The organism is Lactococcus sp. LG606, from assembly GCF_017309645.1.
GTDB classification, from domain to species: Bacteria; Bacillota; Bacilli; order Lactobacillales; family Streptococcaceae; genus Lactococcus; species Lactococcus petauri.
On the sequence record NZ_CP071301.1, the window covers coordinates 246,771 to 263,373 of the forward strand.

The 16,603-nt window shown below is 39.2% G+C and carries 14 protein-coding genes; 10 read left to right on the forward strand and 4 right to left on the reverse strand.

All coding sequences use genetic code 11. From position 1 onward, the window contains the following. Positions 1-76: 76 nt before the first annotated feature. The 5 genes from J0J35_RS01285 to J0J35_RS01305 all read left to right on the forward strand — a co-directional run bounded on the left by J0J35_RS01285 (position 77) and on the right by J0J35_RS01305 (position 5,669). On the forward strand, positions 77-1,390 hold the full coding sequence (locus J0J35_RS01285; RefSeq protein WP_019293734.1) for an FtsW/RodA/SpoVE family cell cycle protein: 1,314 nt from the start codon (positions 77-79) through the stop codon (positions 1,388-1,390). A gap of 143 nt (positions 1,391-1,533) precedes the next feature. Then, positions 1,534-1,965, forward strand: coding sequence for a flavodoxin family protein (locus tag J0J35_RS01290; RefSeq protein WP_004258465.1), 432 nt, complete (start codon positions 1,534-1,536; stop codon positions 1,963-1,965). 214 nt (positions 1,966-2,179) lie between these two features. Further along, positions 2,180-3,358: a CHAP domain-containing protein gene (locus J0J35_RS01295; protein WP_206917241.1), complete on the forward strand. Its 1,179-nt coding sequence runs from the start codon at positions 2,180-2,182 to the stop codon at positions 3,356-3,358. Positions 3,359-3,508: 150 nt separating this feature from the next. After that, positions 3,509-4,408, forward strand: coding sequence for an ABC transporter ATP-binding protein (locus J0J35_RS01300; protein ID WP_206917243.1), 900 nt, complete (start codon positions 3,509-3,511; stop codon positions 4,406-4,408). Further along, positions 4,401-5,669 (forward strand): ABC transporter permease, encoded by a 1,269-nt coding sequence (locus J0J35_RS01305; protein ID WP_019293731.1) that lies wholly within the window; start codon positions 4,401-4,403, stop codon positions 5,667-5,669. Before J0J35_RS01300 ends, J0J35_RS01305 begins: the two co-directional genes overlap by 8 nt. Positions 5,670-5,711: 42 nt before the next feature. Here the strand turns inward: J0J35_RS01305 and J0J35_RS01310 are convergent, their stop codons facing one another. Beyond that, positions 5,712-6,146: a Spx/MgsR family RNA polymerase-binding regulatory protein gene (locus J0J35_RS01310; RefSeq protein WP_206917246.1), complete on the reverse strand. Its 435-nt coding sequence runs from the start codon at positions 6,144-6,146 to the stop codon at positions 5,712-5,714. 584 nt (positions 6,147-6,730) lie between these two features. Between J0J35_RS01310 and carB the strand changes: the two genes are divergently transcribed. Together carB and J0J35_RS01320 are read left to right on the forward strand one after the other, a co-directional pair. Beyond that, positions 6,731-9,916, forward strand: coding sequence for a carbamoyl-phosphate synthase large subunit (gene carB, locus J0J35_RS01315; protein ID WP_206917248.1), 3,186 nt, complete (start codon positions 6,731-6,733; stop codon positions 9,914-9,916). Positions 9,917-10,006: 90 nt separating this feature from the next. Next, positions 10,007-10,540 carry an rRNA large subunit pseudouridine synthase E gene (locus J0J35_RS01320; RefSeq protein ID WP_206917251.1) on the forward strand — a complete coding sequence of 178 codons (534 nt, stop codon included), beginning with the start codon at positions 10,007-10,009 and terminating at the stop codon, positions 10,538-10,540. A 27-nt stretch (positions 10,541-10,567) separates the two neighbouring features. Here the strand turns inward: J0J35_RS01320 and J0J35_RS01325 are convergent, their stop codons facing one another. Genes J0J35_RS01325 through J0J35_RS01335 form a run of 3 tightly spaced genes read right to left on the reverse strand, consistent with a single transcriptional unit; the run spans position 10,568 to position 13,713 of the window. Continuing rightward, positions 10,568-11,365, reverse strand: a complete 798-nt coding sequence (locus J0J35_RS01325) for a YgcG family protein (protein WP_206917261.1) — start codon at positions 11,363-11,365, stop codon at positions 10,568-10,570. Beyond that, a complete protein-coding gene (locus tag J0J35_RS01330) occupies positions 11,362-12,462 on the reverse strand; it encodes an ATP/GTP-binding protein (protein WP_019291651.1) in 1,101 nt (366 codons plus the stop codon). Before J0J35_RS01330 ends, J0J35_RS01325 begins: the two co-directional genes overlap by 4 nt. 21 nt (positions 12,463-12,483) lie before the next feature. After that, positions 12,484-13,713: an SPFH domain-containing protein gene (locus J0J35_RS01335; protein ID WP_086582133.1), complete on the reverse strand. Its 1,230-nt coding sequence runs from the start codon at positions 13,711-13,713 to the stop codon at positions 12,484-12,486. Between the two features lie 431 nt (positions 13,714-14,144). On the opposite strand from J0J35_RS01335, the gene J0J35_RS01340 reads away from it, so the two are divergent. Genes J0J35_RS01340 through pyrF form a run of 3 tightly spaced genes read left to right on the forward strand, consistent with a single transcriptional unit; the run spans position 14,145 to position 16,577 of the window. Continuing rightward, the gene (locus J0J35_RS01340; protein ID WP_019293726.1) at positions 14,145-14,930 is read left to right on the forward strand and encodes a dihydroorotate dehydrogenase electron transfer subunit; all 786 of its coding nucleotides are present in this window, start codon (positions 14,145-14,147) and stop codon (positions 14,928-14,930) included. Beyond that, on the forward strand, positions 14,930-15,865 hold the full coding sequence (locus J0J35_RS01345) for a dihydroorotate dehydrogenase (RefSeq protein ID WP_019291648.1): 936 nt from the start codon (positions 14,930-14,932) through the stop codon (positions 15,863-15,865). Before J0J35_RS01340 ends, J0J35_RS01345 begins: the two co-directional genes overlap by 1 nt. Continuing rightward, positions 15,858-16,577: an orotidine-5'-phosphate decarboxylase gene (pyrF, locus tag J0J35_RS01350; RefSeq protein WP_019291647.1), complete on the forward strand. Its 720-nt coding sequence runs from the start codon at positions 15,858-15,860 to the stop codon at positions 16,575-16,577. The genes J0J35_RS01345 and pyrF overlap by 8 nt, the downstream gene beginning before the upstream one ends. The last annotated feature ends 26 nt before the right edge of the window (positions 16,578-16,603 follow it).

Sequence of the window (16,603 nt, forward strand, 5' to 3'; positions counted from 1 at the left end):
GTTTTGCGAAAGCAACCATTTTTATATAAATAATGTATAATAGAGCCTATAGACTTTCTAGTGATGGAGCTTCATTTTGAATAATAAAACAAATACAATAAATAAAAAGAAAAAGCAGCCTAAAAATAAGCTAACTTTTGACAGTCGTATTGACTATGCGCTTATTCTACCAGCTTTTCTTTTAACAGTTATCGGTCTTTATGCCATTTGGGTTGCTGTAAGTCATGATTATCCGACACAAGCGGTTAAGATGGTTGGACAACAAGGGACTTGGATTATTGTCGGTGTTATTTTAGCCTTAATTGTCATGCATATGGACTCGAGGCTGCTTTGGAACCTTACGCCGGTTCTGTATGGTTTTGGTCTTATTTTGATGGTGCTGCCCATATTCTTTTACAGCCCTTCGATGTATGAGCTGACAGGTGCAAAGAACTGGGTTGCCTTTCATAACACCAATCTTTTCCAGCCCTCGGAGCTCATGAAAATAGCCTATATATTGTTTTTAGCAAGGATTGTCGTTTCCTTTCAAAACAAACTGAAAAAACGTTATCTTAAAGATGATTTTATCTTAATTGGACAAATTGGCTTGGCTACTGTGCCCATTGCTATTCTTGCAGCTTTACAAAAAGACTTTGGTACCTTTATGGTTTTCCTTGTGATTGCAGCGGGAATCATTCTTGTTTCAGGGGTATCTTGGAAAATTATCTTGCCTGTCCTCCTCATAGCTATACTAGTCGCCGTGGGTGTTGTAGCTATGGTGATGAATCCTAAGGGACAAGAGCTCTTAGGAACTGTTTTCAGCCAATATCAGGTTAATCGTTTCTTAGCTTGGCTTCATCCCTTTGAGTACACACAGACATTCTCACTTCAACAATCTCGTGCTTTGATTGCTATCGGTGTCGGCGGTCTCTTTGGACATGGATTTGGAGTGGCAAATGTCAACGTACCAGTCCGTGAATCAGATATGATTTTTACCGTTATCGGAGAAGATTTTGGTTTTGTCGGTGCAACTTTTGTCATTTTACTTTATTTCATCTTGATTTATCGTATGATTCGGGTGACTTTTCAATCCAATAACCAGTTCTATATCTTTATATCCACGGGGATTATTATGATGATTCTGTTCCATGTCTTTGAAAATATTGGAGCAGCGATTGGCTTGGTCCCATTGACGGGTATTCCTTTACCGTTCATTTCACAAGGTGGTTCGGCATTGATCAGTAATATTATTGGTTTAGGGCTCGTACTTTCCATGAAATATAATCAATTGCCTGAGTTCGTATTAGTTCGCGAAGCAGGTAGAAAGAAATTAGAACATAAAAGAGCGCGTCTGTCTCGTTCATCCTATAAAAGAGTGAAGCCAAAAGGGAGACGTAGAATAAGTAAATAAAAAAGCTTTTCAAGGAAAAGCTTTTTTATTTGGAATAACTACAGCAATATGATGAAGTCCACGAAATTTATAAGCTAGAAATTTCACATACTTCACAAAATATGATAGTCTATAAGTGAAGGAACAAAGGAGGAATTATTAAGATGAAATATGCAGTAAGATATGCTTCACGAGGTGGAAATACACGTGCAGTTGCTGATGAAATTGCGAAAAAAATTGATGTGAAAGCAGAACGAATCTCTGAACCTCTAGAAGAGGAAGTAGATGTCTTGTTTCTTGGAGCAGGTGTTTGGTTTGCTTCTGTAACAAAAGACATGAAGGAATACTTGGCAGCTTTAGACAGTGGTAAAATCAAACAAATTGTTGCCTTTTCTACTTCGGGTCACTTGGAATCTGCAATTAAAAAAATTACTGCAGCAGCAAAAGACAAAGGCATTAAAGTTAATGAAGAATCTTTTGATTTGCATTTAAACATGCAAGGTATGACATTTTTCGCACCTGCTGGTGGTGATTTAACAAAAGAACAAATCAATGAAGTTGATGCCTTTGTTGATAAAGTTCTTGCAAAACTATAATATTAATTAACGCCCTTTTATTTAAAAGCTCCTTATTTTGGAGCTTTTTTTGTTTCTTTAAATTATATAGTGTATTAAAAACAAGTTACGCCGGTGCAATAATAGGTAATTTAAATGTAACACGATAAGCAGCTTCTGTAACGAAAATAAAAGGTTTTGTGATACAATAGTAATGTTCAAACAAGAAAACCTAGAGGAAGTAAATTTAAAATTTATGAAAAAGAAATTAATTATGACGCTAATGATTTCAACGGTTGTCCTGACTACAGGTGCTCCCTTAGCTGCTGTAAAAGCAGATTCAACGGAAAATAAGTTAGCAGCACAGGACTCAAAGATTGCAAACTTGAAGGATGAGGCGAGTTTGGCACAAGCGAAAGTTGAAGCAGTTGGGACCCAAGTAGGGGCTCTAAAAGCTAAGCAAACTTCAATGAAAGAACAGATAGAAAAGCTGTTAGAACAGCAAAAAGCGCAGTCTACACAGATTCGTGAATTGGATAAGAATATTGAAGAACGTAGTCACGCATTAGAAGCACAAGCACGAAGTGCTCAAACTGATGGTTCAGCAACGAATTATATTTCAGCAATTTTGGATTCTAAATCTTTAACCAATGCCATTCAAAAAATCACAGCTATGTCGACTGTTGCAGGTGCCAATAAGGCAATGATTGAACAGCAAGAACAAGATCAAAAGAATGTTCAAGCGAAACTCAAAGATAACATGGAAAAATACGCGGAAGTTACGCGCTTGCAACAAGAGTTGAGCACTCAGGCCGATGAATTGGCAACACAAGAAGCACAACTTAAAGTTGCGCAACTTAATTACCAAGCCACAATCACATCTGAAGAAGGCAAAAAACAAGAATTGTTAACTCAAAAAGCTGAAGCTGAGCAAGCAGCACAAGAAGCTGTTCAAGCTCAAAAAGTAGCTGCACAAGAGTCAGTGGCAGCCCAACAGGAAAAGGTCAAAGAAACTGTAGTGGAAAACAAACCAGCTCCAGTGGCGCCGCCAGTTGTTGATGAAGGCAATCCAACTGTAGAACCTGAAATTGAGCAACCTAAGCCGCCAATTACAGATCCTAAACCACCAGTTTCAACGACGAATCCATATCCAGCTGGACAATGTACGGCTTATGTTTGGGATTACTTTGGTGGTGCAATTCCAACATATGTAGGTAATGCGGCAGACTGGGTACGTTACGCAAACAGTGGACCAGCAGCGGGAACTATTGCTGTCTTTCCACCAGGAAACCAGGGTGCCGGTGGTGTTGGACACGTTGCAGTAGTCATCTCTGTTTCTGGCTCTACGATGAGAGTCAAAGAAGGCAACTTTAACGGTGGTTGGGGGACTGAACGTGAATGTTCAACAGCCGGCGTGAGCTTTATCCGTCCTTAGTAAAAGAGTAAACACAAGAAGCAAGGAGAACTTGCTTCTTTTTTAATTTTTCACCTCTAACTAGGAAAGGATAAGGTTTTTACTTCAATATATCTACTTAATAAGGTATACTAAGTTAAAAGATTATCATTTAATTTTAAGGAGGAAGGGATGCTCGAAGTGAAAAATCTCCGAAAGACATTCGGAGAACTTGTTGCTGTTGATGATCTGAGTTTTACTATTGAAGATGGTGAAATTTTAGGTTTTATTGGACAAAATGGATCGGGAAAAACAACAACATTTAGATTAATATTGGATTTTTTGATGCAAGATTCAGGAAGCGTGCTCTGGAATGGTAAGCCGCTCTCTAGTGATGAATATAACATCATTGGTTATTTACCAGAGGAAAGAGGGCTTTATCCTAAAGATAGTATAGAAACTCAGTTGCGTTTCTTTGGTCAACTAAGAGGCAAAACGCGAAAAGAAATCGATGAGAAAATCGATTATTGGATGGAAAAATTTGAGGTTAAAGGCAAGCGCACAGATAAGGTTAAAACATTATCAAAAGGGAATCAGCAGAAGGTTCAGCTTATAGCTACGCTGATTCATGAACCGAAGCTTGTTATTTTAGATGAACCGTTCTCTGGTTTAGATCCTGTGAATGCAGAGTTGCTCAAAACAGCTGTAGCTGAATTACGTGAGCAAAAAGTCTGTGTTGTCTTTTCAGACCATAATATGCTGAATGTCGAAAAAATGGTGGATAAGATGATAATGGTAAAAGAAGGTAAGAAAATACTGGATGGAACCGTTGATGCTGTACGTCAAAGTTTTGGACGGACTAAAGTATTTATTGAAGCACCGGTAGCACAAGAAGATCTCGCACAGCTGGAAGGTGTAAAAGAAGTACAGGTGGAGCGTAATGGTACTTATGAGTTAACTTTAGAAAATGAAGAAGCAGGCAAAGCTGTCTTTGACTATGTTGCACAATCAGGCTATATCCAGATGTTTTCACAACAACCGCCAAGCTTGGAAGAAATATTCAAAATGAAGGCAGGTGATGCACATGAATAGTAAGTTTTGGACAATCGTGAAAGAAGTCTTTCGTAAAAATGTTAAATCAGTTGCCTTTTTAGTTATGGTCTTTCTCCCGCTTCTCATTGGATTAGTTATTTATGTTATTGCAAGAGTAGCAGATGATGGAGCAGGCGACGTTGATCGGATTGCGGTAGTGACAAAAAGCAAGGAAATTGGAAGTGCGCTGACTGAAGTTAAAGGCAATATTAAGTATGAAGTAATGGACAGAACAGCAGCAAATCGTAAACTTAAAGATGAAGATGTAGGCGCGATTTTAGCTTTAGAGATGGAACAAGGGAAAATAAGCTCAACCTTAGAAACCACACGTTCTCTTGATACGGCAACTCAAATGACTGTCTCACAGACGCTTACAGCAATCCAGCAAAGTGTCTTTGCCACTCAATTAGGCTTGTCACCAGAAGAAAAAACGAACCTTCTTTCTCCCGCGAAATTAGAGCCTGTGCATGTTGAGTTTGACGCGGATGGCAATAGAATTCAAGGTACAGATTATTCTGGTTTGAGGCAGGTTATAGCAACAGTCTTGATTGTAATGATTTGGATTTTTGTTGCAACTTATGGTAGTATTGTGGCGCAAGAAATTGCCAGCGAAAAAGGAACGCGTATTATGGAAGTGATTCTTTCAAGCGTTAAAGCCGAAACTCATTTTTATGGAAAATTAGTGGGGATTATCTTAGTCTGTTCAGTCAATGTTCTTGCTTATGCTGTTCAGATTGGAGTAGGTTATCTAATCTTCAGAGATAATGACATGATGCGTAGCTTCCTTAACGGTTTAAATCTTCAAGAAGTGTTTACTGGACAATTTTGGCTTGTAATTCCGATTGTCATCTTAGGAATTCTCCTGTTTACATTTTTAGCAGCTCTTTCCGGTTCATTGATTTCTCGTGTTGAAGATGTACCTAAAGCACAAACACCAATGACAATGATTGGGTTACTTGGTTACATGCTTTCTGTAATTTTTGCTTCTCAACCTGATAATATCGTGATGACCGTGACAAGTTATATCCCTTTTATTTCGAGTTTTGTCTTACCGATGCAAATTGCAACAGGTGTAGCAAGTAATTTACAAGTCTGGATTTCCATGGGAATTATGTTTATAACGATGTTGTTTATACTCCTGTTCTCTGCTCGACTTTATAAATCAAATGTTTTAATCTATAGCAGCGATGGCTTACTTAAAGTTTTGAAACAATCACTTAATAATATCAAAAATGAAGACAAGTTAAAAAATAAAGCTTAATAAAAAAACCAAGTCTCTGAATTCAGAGGTCTTGGTTTTTTATTAACTCGCATGAATATGGAAGTCACGTTCTAATACAATATCACGTACTTTACGACTAATATCGCTCAATCTTACCTCACGAACAGGACGTGGGAGAAATTTTCGGATATCATCGTCATTGTAACCAATCTGAAGGCGCTTGTCATCCAAAATAAGCGGACGACGTAAAATGGAACGGTTCTCTTTCATGATTGTAACCAGAGTATTTAAAGAAAATCGCTCAAGGTCTAATGATAAACTCTGATATGCACGGCTTCTTTTGGAAATAATTCCCTCCGTACCATTTTCAGTCAAAGCAAGAATTTCAAGAAAGTCTTCTTTCTTAATATCATCTGTAAGAAGATTTATTTCTTGAAAATCTACACCGTTATCAACGAGCCATTTTTTTGCTTTTTGGCTTGAGCTGCAACCAGCAACTGTATAAATTTTTATCATATTATCCCCCTTGTCGAAAATCTTATTTATTTCTAATTTACTTATGAATTAATTATAACATTTTTACGGAAAGTGTCAAGAGTATTATTATAAAAATTTAATTTTAAATTTATAATTAATTTTAAAAATAGCATGTTTTGTTTAAAATAAAGGGTTTATGCTGTGTTTATAGAGGGGTGATAGAATACTCTTTCAAAAAGAAAAGAACTTTTTTCTTTTTTTATTTATTAAATAGAAGGCGCTTTCTATTTAATGTAAATCTTATTGCTGTTTTTTGATACAAGTTTTTTTCACTGAAATCTCTCAAGTAAGAGATCTCTCAAAGTTTTCATTTGACTGCATCTTTAGAAAATGATATTCTACTAAAGATAAAACTTTTAAACTGGTCCAGAGAGGCTAGCAAGGTTGTGAACATGAATATTAAATCCTTTTGAATAAAAAGGGAATACTCTATCTTCTTTGCACTTGCTTTTTCTGGCAGGTGCTTTTTTCTTAAAATTCCTAGGAAATGAGAAAAATGTCTGTCAGAGAGTAGTACAAAGTTTATCTCACAGCTGCTTTGGAATTTTAGAAATGGGGATACTATGCCAAAACGTACGGATATTAAGAAGATTATGATTATCGGTTCAGGACCGATTGTTATTGGTCAGGCTGCTGAATTTGACTATGCTGGTACTCAAGCCTGCTTAGCGCTCAAAGAAGAAGGTTATCAAGTTATTTTGGTCAATTCAAATCCAGCAACGATTATGACTGACCGTGAAATTGCTGATAAAGTTTATATTGAGCCGATTACGCTTGAGTTTGTCAGCAAAATCCTTCGCAAAGAAAGACCAGATGCCCTCTTGCCAACCTTAGGTGGTCAAACAGGGCTAAATATGGCGATGGAATTGGCGGAAAGCGGTATTTTGAAAGAACTTTCGGTTGAACTTTTAGGTACAAAATTAACTGCCATTGACCGAGCAGAAGACCGTGAATTATTTAAAGAACTCTGTGAAAGTATTGGAGAGCCTTTGTGCGAATCTGAAATTGCCACAACGGTTGAGGAGGCAGTTAATCAAGCAAAAGAGATTGGCTACCCAATCATTGTCCGTCCAGCCTTTACGATGGGGGGAACAGGCGGCGGAATTTGCAACAACGAAACAGAACTTCGTGAGGTAGTTGCCAATGGATTAAAACTTTCTCCAGTGACACAATGTTTGATTGAAAAATCAATAGCCGGATATAAAGAAATAGAGTACGAAGTGATGCGTGACTCGGCAGATAATGCGATTGTGGTCTGCAACATGGAAAACTTTGATCCCGTAGGTATACATACAGGAGATTCGATTGTGTTCGCGCCTAGTCAAACCTTGTCAGATGTTGAATACCAAATGCTTCGTGATGCTTCATTAAAAATCATTCGTGCTTTGAAAATCGAAGGAGGATGTAATGTTCAGCTTGCTTTGGATCCACATTCTTATAAATATTATGTGATTGAAGTAAATCCCCGTGTCTCACGCTCCTCTGCCTTAGCTTCTAAAGCGACAGGTTATCCGATTGCTAAGATGTCGGCCAAAATTGCAGTCGGAATGACATTAGATGAAATTATCAATCCGGTAACAAACACGACTTATGCTATGTTTGAGCCAGCACTTGACTACGTTGTCTCTAAAATTGCGCGCTTCCCCTTTGATAAATTTGAAAATGGTGATCGTAATCTCGGGACACAAATGAAAGCGACTGGAGAGGTAATGGCTATCGGTCGTAACATCGAAGAAAGCTTACTCAAGGCAGTACGTTCATTGGAGATAGGTGTGAGCCACAACCGTTTAGAAGGTGCTGAAAAAGTCACCGAAGAGTTCCTGTACGAAAAAATTATTAAAGCACAGGATGACCGTCTCTTCTATATTTCAGAAGCGATTCGCCGGGGGATTCCCATTGAGGAAATTGCGGCTTTAAGTAAGATTGACATTTTCTTCCTAGACAAATTACTCCATATCGTTGAGATTGAAAAAGAGTTAGAACTGAATGTTTTTGATCCAGAAATTTTGAAAACAGCCAAGAAAAATGGTTTTTCGGACAAAGAGATTGCCAGACTTTGGAATGTGACAGAGTCAGAAGTACGTCGCCGTCGCAAAGATGGTGAAATTCTGCCAGTCTACAAAATGGTAGATACTTGTGCTGCTGAGTTTGAAAGTAGCACGCCATATTTCTACTCGTCTTACACATGGGAGAACGAATCTGTCAAATCTGAAAAGGAAAAAATTCTTGTTCTAGGTTCAGGTCCAATCCGTATCGGTCAAGGCGTGGAGTTTGACTATGCGACTGTTCATTCAGTTAAAGCAATCCAAGCTTTAGGCTATGAAGCAATTATCGTCAACAGTAATCCAGAAACGGTTTCTACTGATTTTTCAATTTCGGATAAACTCTACTTTGAACCTTTGACTTTCGAAGATGTCATGAACATTATCGATTTAGAGGAGCCCAAAGGTGTAATCGTTCAGTTTGGTGGGCAGACAGCGATTAATCTAGCGGAACCTTTGGAAAAAGCAGGAGTACGTATTTTAGGAACACAAGTAGCAGACCTTGAACGTGCAGAAGACCGAGATTCCTTTGAAAAGGCTTTGTCCGACTTGGATATTCCACAACCACCGGGAGCAACAGCCTCAAATGAAGAAGAAGCAGTTGCCAATGCTGAAAAAATTGGTTATCCTGTCCTGCTACGCCCATCCTTTGTCTTAGGTGGACGTGCTATGGAAATTATTGACAATGAAGCAGATTTGCGTAATTATATGAACCGTGCAGTCAAGGCTTCGCCAGAACACCCAGTATTAGTAGACAGCTATTTGACTGGACAAGAGTGTGAAGTAGATGCTATTTGTGATGGAAAAGATGTTTTGTTGCCAGGAATTATGGAGCATATTGAACGTGCGGGAGTTCACTCGGGAGACTCGATGGCGGTTTACCCACCACAAACCTTTAGCTCTGAGATTATTGAGACAATCGTGGATTATACTAAACGCTTGGCAGAAGGCTTGAACTGTATCGGAATGATGAATATTCAGTTTGTCATCCATGAAGAGCAAGTATATGTTATTGAGGTGAATCCACGTGCTTCGCGTACGGTTCCTTTCCTATCAAAAGTTACAGGAATTCCGATGGCACAGCTTGCCACACAGATGATTTTAGGGAAAACACTATCAGAGCTCGGATATGCATCAGGTCTCGCCCCAGAGTCAGAACTTGTCCACATCAAAGCCCCAGTCTTCAGCTTTAGCAAATTGGCAAAAGTTGATAGCCTTCTCGGTCCAGAGATGAAATCCACAGGTGAAGTGATGGGGTCAGATACAACCTTAGAAAAAGCACTTTATAAGTCCTTTGAAGCTGCAAAACTACACGTGGCTGACCATGGGTCAATTCTCTTTACAGTGGCTGATGAAGATAAGGCAGAAACCTTAGAGATGGCGCGACGTTTTGCTGAGATTGGTTATTCGCTAGTAGCGACTTCAGGAACTGCACAGTATCTAAAAACTGCTGGACTCTATGTTCGAGAAGTTGGTAAAGTGACGGAATCCACTGAGGACACAGTTATTGATGACATTCGTATGGGGCGTGTTCAAGCTATTGTCAATACAATGGGTAGCAAACGCGTATCAACACAAGAAACAGATGGATTCCTCATACGTCAAGAAGCAATTAGTCGTGGTATGCCACTCTTTACAGCTTTAGACACAGCAGAAGCTATTCTTCGTGTGATGGAGAGCCGCTCATTTACCATGAATGTAATTTAAACAAAAAAAGCAGACTGGTACTGCTTTTTTTATGTGACATTTTCTTTATGGTAGGTGCGAAGCTGGACCGCTTTTGGTACAATAGAGGAGATGATATTACTATTTAATAAACCCTTTGACGTACTCACAAAATTTACGGATACTGACAATCGTAAGACACTGAAAGATTATATTGATGTTCCTAATGTATATGCTGCAGGACGTTTAGATAAAGACAGTGAAGGCTTACTTTTACTGACCGATGATGGAAAATTAAATCATAAGCTTACTGACCCCAAGTCCAAGTCTTATAAGACTTATCTTGTACAGGTAGAGGGAGAATTCACTGAGTCAGCAGCTCAAAAACTCCGTGCAGGTGTTTTGCTTAAAGATGGTAAAACACTTCCGGCGAAAGTTAGGCGAGTTTCAGAACCAGAATGGCTCTGGGAGAGAACGCCACCGATTCGTGAGCGAAAATCAATACCCACAAGCTGGGTCGAAATCTCTATCAAAGAAGGGAAAAATCGTCAAGTGCGTCGAATGACAGCCAATGTTGGTTTTCCAACATTACGTTTAATCCGTACAAAGATTGGAAATTATGAATTGGGGAATCTTCCTTCAGGAAAGTATAAAATAATAAAATAAAAAAGAGCATTTGCTCTTTTTGTTTTATTAAAAACTCCGTCCACCGCCAGAACCTCCGCCACCAGAGAAGCCACCTCCACTAGAGTTATTATTTCTAGGAATACGGCGAGTAGTAATGAAGGAGTTGACCAACGTATCGCTTTGTTTGGATAAGTTTAATTTTCCTTTCTCTTGATAACCATAATTCCAGTGTGCGCCCATCTTTAATTGATAGCGAGAGACCAGAACAATAACAAAGGCACCAGCGGAGATGAGTGCAAGAATAACTGCAATTAGAATATAAGCAGGACGGAAGGAACGATGAAAAGTAACGGCTCCCGTTTGCGGGTCAACCGTATATTTTCGTCCGCCAGGTATCCCCTGCTCATAATAATGCGTCACTTGTGCATAAAAACTCTCTATGGCTTGTGGATAATTCCCATCGGATAATTGAGGCTGCACAACATCTAAAATCGACTCAATCCGAGAAGAGGTAATGTAATACTTTAAGTTTCCTGTTGCCCAGATATAAAGTTTCCGCTGTGACATATTAATCACCAAGACAATACCATTGTTCCCTTGCCCGACTTTTTGTGCTAAATAATTGACTGCTAACTCTTTGGGCGATTCAGTATCGTCCATGGTTGTAACTACAAAAACTCCAGCTTTGGTCTGGTTTGCAAGCAGTTGAGCTTCTTGCTCAAGGGATTGTGTTGAGCCACTCAAAAGAGCAGCCTTATCGTCAATACCTACCTGTTGTGCAGAAGTATCTTTAACAAAAGCAAACAATGTACAGAGTGTAATTACTGTAAAAAATAGTGTTAAAAGTATTCGTTTCTTTTTCATGAGACAAACCACCCCACAGTCACGCCAAGTATAAGTACAGTGATGAAAATAAGAAGTGCCACCAGAGCGACTTTCATTTTATCCACAGGAAGGATACCAGCAGTTTTACCTGTTTGGCCATTCATTGCATAATAGAAAAGTTTATCGCTATTTTTTTGACGATAAGTCACGAGCCAGAGTGGCAAAAGCACATAGTCACTTTCTAGATTTTTAATGCTTTGTTGAGATTGAACACTGGTTACAGCAGTATAGCCTTGAATTGTGTCGCGCATGAGCGCTTCGGAATACTGACGTAATTCGCTATCTACGCGTTCCTTGATTTCTGCATACTCAATATCTCTTTTTTCAGTTAAAAAACCGGAGAGATACTGATTTTTAAAAGATACCGCTTTGGATAAATCGAAGGGTTGAACAGCACCAACCATTTTTTCTGGTTCATTTTTTTTCAAGGCATTTTTTACTAAATCTTGAAAGTTGCTGTTTCCTTCTCGGAGGATTTGGTATTGCTTAGTTTCTGTGTATTCTAAATCTCCAACAATCCAGACCCGTATCCTATTGGCACGTGCTTGCAATTGTCCTTCTAAATCTGCACCAACAACCCAATAAGGAAAATAAACACCTTGAAGTTGCTTGATTTGTTTTTTATCAAAGAAATCTTTCGGGACAAATCTCTTTTTCCCTACCCAGTCGAGGAAAGCTTTTTCAGCATCCTTCTGTTCAATCTGGAAAGGTAGAACTTTTTCTGGGAGAAATTTCCCAGAGAGACGTTCTGAAAGAACGACAGGATTGTGACAATAATAGCAGAAAGTAGAAGCAGTAGTTGCATCTGTCACAATTTCTGCACCACATGAAGGACAAACAAAGAGTCCAACCTGATCATCAATCGGTGTTTCTGCCTCATCAGTTTCTAAAGGAACATCTGGAATACTTTCTTCTGGAATTCCCTTGTCTTTTTGTTTGGCTTCAAAGGCAGTAACTTCCTCTTCCGTAAAGGTAGATAAGCAGTACTGGCAATGAAACTTTTGACTTTTAGGATCAAATAAGAGGGGACCGCCACAATTAGGACAGAGATGGGTGAGAACCTTTGACTGGCTCATAATTTACCTCTTTTCTGATTTTTATAAAGGTTTAGCAACGAAAGGTTGTCCGCATTCTGGACAGAATTTTGGAACACCATTAGCTAAATTAACGACTGCATTACAAGCTGAGCAAGCCATTTCAATCTTTAAGTTAGCTTGCGCTTCAGGTTTTTTCTCACCACAGTTTGAACAGAATTTTCCTGCATTTTCTGTACCACAAGCTGAACAAGTCCACGTGTCTTCCGATTTTGTCGCTGCCTTTTCCTGTTGAGCCATTTGGGCTTGATTTGAGGCACTGGCCTGACCAAGCACATCTCCCGCTTGGTTCATTCCCATGCCCATTCCCATAAAGGCTTGCATGGCCCCACCAGTATTGCTTCCAGCTGCTTCAATACCGCGCGCCACAGCGCCTTGCATATATCCTTCACGCACACTTGGATCACCTAGCATTGCACCTTGGTTACGCATATTGATTAGTTTTTGACTGTCATCTGTGTAACTGATTGAGCTTACAGCAACAGCGACCACTTCGATTCCACGAAGTTTGCGCCATTCTTCGTCAAGTGTATCCGCCATATATTTTGAAAGTTCAACAGATTTTGAAGGGAGGAAAGAAACGCGCTCACCTTGTGCTGAGTAGAGGTTGATTGACGTATTCAATGCTGTTAAAAATTCTTGGAGATATTGTTCATTGATATCTGAGATTTCAACTTGTGTTTGATTTTTTGGAATGGCATTAGCATAGAACAAGATAGGATCTGTAATTCTTATCGAATATGTTCCATGTGTACGGAGAAAGAGTTCCGCATTATAGAAGTTATCAAAGTATTGTAAAGGCGTAGCTGTTCCAAACTTTATGCCTTTAATTTCTTGAAGATTAATATAGTAAACTTCTTGTTTTTGAGGTGTCACACCACCAAATTTAAAACGAAAGAAGGCTTCTTGAACAGATTCTTTAAGTCCACCGTTAAACATAGAAGGTGCAGTATCATTTTTGACCGTATAATAACCTTCTTCTGCGGTATAGTCAATGATTTTACCGCCGTCAACAAGGAGCATCATCATATTAGGATAGACATGCACGACAGATCCATCTGTAATGACATCAGAAGTTCCTTTACGATTGCTACCACGTTTATCGTCCTTGCGCACCATAACACCTTTGGTCATAACAGTTTGATCGGACATATCTTCTGGTTCGATGACTTCAAGCCATTGATCGGCTAACGTTCCTCCGAGGCTACTTGTCGCTGCTTTAATGATACCCATATTTTTCTCCTGTCTTTATTTAAATTACACGCTTTCATTATACCATAGAAATAAAGGATTTTTTTACAACTTGAGTAGGATTTATTGATTCTTGTAATTCCTCTTAATTTAAGTTATAATACTTTAAAACCTTTAACTTAGTCCAGAGAGGCTAGCAAGGATACGATAAATTATATCCCCTTTATTTCGCGTACTTTTAAGTATGAGAAAAGGATGATAGACGCTTTTGTACACCTGCAGCCTCTCTGCAGGTGTTTTTATTATCACTCTTTCTGCTTTAGCAGATTAGAATGATAATACGCAGGGAGCGAAGCGAGTTGTAAAGCATTGGTTATTATTTCTGCTTTAATATGCGGGTTCATTGTAGATAAAGAACTCTTGACCTGCAAAACGCTTTGGCTAATGGATTCGTTTTATAAAAAGGAGGAGCAATGAAGCTTCAAGAAGAGATGCTTATTGTCAGTCAGAAAGAAGTTGCTGAAGATATTTTTGAGTTGGTGTTGCAAGGCGATTTGGTAGATGATATGGAGATGGCAGGACAGTTTTTGCAATTAAAAGTTCCCAGTCAAGAATTACTTTTACGGCGGCCAATTTCGATTTCGAGTTGGAATAAGCAGGAAAAAACGTGTACATTACTCTATCGTCGAGGTGATAAAACCACGGGAACCCACCTTTTGTCAAAAATGGTTGCAGGACAATCAGTGGATATTCTTGGTCCTTTAGGTAAAGGATTTCCAGTTGATGAAGTAACAGAAAATGATCAAGTCCTTATAGTAGGTGGAGGAATAGGTGTTCCTCCGCTGTACGAGTTAGCGAAGCAGCTTAGTAAAAAAGGCTGCAATATTACGGTTTTGCTCGGATTTGCACGTGCGGAAGTCAAGATTCTTGAAGAGCAGTTCGCGCAGCTCCCTAATATTGAGGTAAAAGTAGCTACAGATAATGGTTCTTATGGTTCTCGAGGACATGTTGGGCATTTATTCAATCAGCTTGAACAAGAGGTAGATGTGGTCTACGCTTGTGGTGCACCAATGATGTTAAAAACCGTAGCAACAAGGTTTGAAACTTTAGAGCGCTTGTATTTGTCAATGGAAGCACGTATGGCTTGTGGAATTGGTGCATGTTATGCTTGTGTTGTCCCAGATAAAAAAGACCCAGAACATGCTTTAAAAGTATGTCAAGACGGGCCGGTATTTAAAGGAAATGGAGTAGTAATATAATGAATCGACTTGCAGTGGAACTTCCTGGATTGAATCTAAAAAATCCAATTATGCCTGCTTCAGGCTGTTTCGGTTTTGGCGAGGACTATGCACGATATTATGATTTAAATCAACTGGGTTCCATAATGATTAAGGCCACAACTCTTAAACCACGTTATGGTAATCCAACGCCACGTGTTGCAGAAACAAGTGCCGGCATGCTTAATGCGATTGGTCTGCAAAATCCTGGTCTAGATGTAGTACTCTCAGATAAATTGCCTTGGCTGTATGAAAACTTTCCTGAGCTACCTATTATTGCTAACGTAGCCGGTTCTGAACTATATGATTATGTAGCTGTTTGCGATAAAATAGGGACAGCACCAAATGTTAAAGCTATTGAACTCAATATTTCTTGTCCTAATGTGAAGCATGGCGGGCAAGCATTTGGTACAGATCCGAAAGTTGCTTATGATTTGGTCAAGGCTTGTAAGGAGGTAGCGGATGTCCCACTTTATGTCAAGCTCTCGCCAAATGTGACGGATATCGTAGAAATCGCTCAGGCCGTAGAAGCAGCAGGAGCTGATGGGATTACGATGATTAATACTTTAATGGGAATGCGTTATGATCTGCAGACTCGTAAACCGATTTTAGCCAACATTACAGGTGGTCTCTCAGGGCCGGCGATTAAACCAGTAGCTTTAAAATTGGTTCACCAAGTGGCACAAGCAGTGGAATTACCGATTATCGGAATGGGCGGTGTAATGACTGCTCAAGATGTTCTTGAATTTTATCTGGCTGGTGCAAGTGCGGTTGCAGTAGGGACAGCAAACTTTTCCGATCCCTATGTGTGTCCGAAAATTATTAATGAACTTCCTGAACTTATGGATAAGTATGGGATTGAAAGTTTAGAAGAATTACGTAAAGAAGTAAAAAAGGAGAAAAAAGAAAATGCATGAATCAAGACCAATGGTAGCCCTTGACTTCCCCAGCTTACGCGACGTAAAAAATTTTTTACTGCGCTTTGATGATCACGAAAAACTCTATGTAAAAGTGGGAATGGAGCTCCTCTATCAAGAAGGACCGGTTGTTGTAGATTTCCTTAAATTTCAAGGTCATGATGTCTTCTTAGATTTGAAACTCCATGATATTCCAAATACAGTTGGCTCAGCCATGAAAGGTCTAGCCCGTTTAGGAATAGATATGATTAATGTTCATGCTGCTGGAGGGATTGAGATGATGCAGCAAGCTAAAGAAGGTTTGATAGCTGGAACACCTGCTGGAGAAAAGGTTGCAGATTTGATTGCTGTCACTCAGCTGACTTCCACTAGCCAAGAAAGTATGCACCATGATCAAATGATTATGACAAGTTTGGAAGAATCAGTTCTACACTATGCTAAATGCACAGATGAGGCTGGTTTAGATGGTGTTGTATGTTCAGCTCATGAGGTTCAAAAGATTAAAAGTGTCACACGTCCAGATTTCATCTGTTTGACACCAGGTATTCGTCCTGCAGGCACAGCCAAGGGAGATCAAAAACGAGTGATGACACCAGAAGAAGCACGCAATATCGGATCGGATTATATTGTTGTTGGCCGTCCAATTACGCGTGCTGAAAATCCAATTCAAGCCTATCAAACTATTAAAAATGAATGGAATGGGCGTGCATAATAAAGAAAAAGCTCTGAATGAACCAG

Excerpts from the sequence above, each read along its gene's own strand:
- J0J35_RS01295 (WP_206917241.1), top strand. The coding sequence starts at position 2,180 with ATGAAAAAGAAATTAATTATGACGCTAATGATTTCAACGGTTGTCCTG.
- J0J35_RS01330 (WP_019291651.1), bottom strand. The coding sequence starts at position 12,462 with ATGAGCCAGTCAAAGGTTCTCACCCATCTCTGTCCTAATTGTGGCGGT.
- carB (WP_206917248.1), top strand. The coding sequence starts at position 6,731 with ATGCCAAAACGTACGGATATTAAGAAGATTATGATTATCGGTTCAGGA.
- J0J35_RS01335 (WP_086582133.1), bottom strand. The coding sequence starts at position 13,713 with ATGGGTATCATTAAAGCAGCGACAAGTAGCCTCGGAGGAACGTTAGCC.
- J0J35_RS01290 (WP_004258465.1), top strand. The coding sequence starts at position 1,534 with ATGAAATATGCAGTAAGATATGCTTCACGAGGTGGAAATACACGTGCA.
- J0J35_RS01325 (WP_206917261.1), bottom strand. The coding sequence starts at position 11,365 with ATGAAAAAGAAACGAATACTTTTAACACTATTTTTTACAGTAATTACA.
- J0J35_RS01300 (WP_206917243.1), top strand. The coding sequence starts at position 3,509 with ATGCTCGAAGTGAAAAATCTCCGAAAGACATTCGGAGAACTTGTTGCT.
- J0J35_RS01340 (WP_019293726.1), top strand. The coding sequence starts at position 14,145 with ATGAAGCTTCAAGAAGAGATGCTTATTGTCAGTCAGAAAGAAGTTGCT.
- J0J35_RS01305 (WP_019293731.1), top strand. The coding sequence starts at position 4,401 with ATGAATAGTAAGTTTTGGACAATCGTGAAAGAAGTCTTTCGTAAAAAT.
- J0J35_RS01310 (WP_206917246.1), bottom strand. The coding sequence starts at position 6,146 with ATGATAAAAATTTATACAGTTGCTGGTTGCAGCTCAAGCCAAAAAGCA.
- pyrF (WP_019291647.1), top strand. The coding sequence starts at position 15,858 with ATGCATGAATCAAGACCAATGGTAGCCCTTGACTTCCCCAGCTTACGC.
- J0J35_RS01345 (WP_019291648.1), top strand. The coding sequence starts at position 14,930 with ATGAATCGACTTGCAGTGGAACTTCCTGGATTGAATCTAAAAAATCCA.
- J0J35_RS01320 (WP_206917251.1), top strand. The coding sequence starts at position 10,007 with ATGATATTACTATTTAATAAACCCTTTGACGTACTCACAAAATTTACG.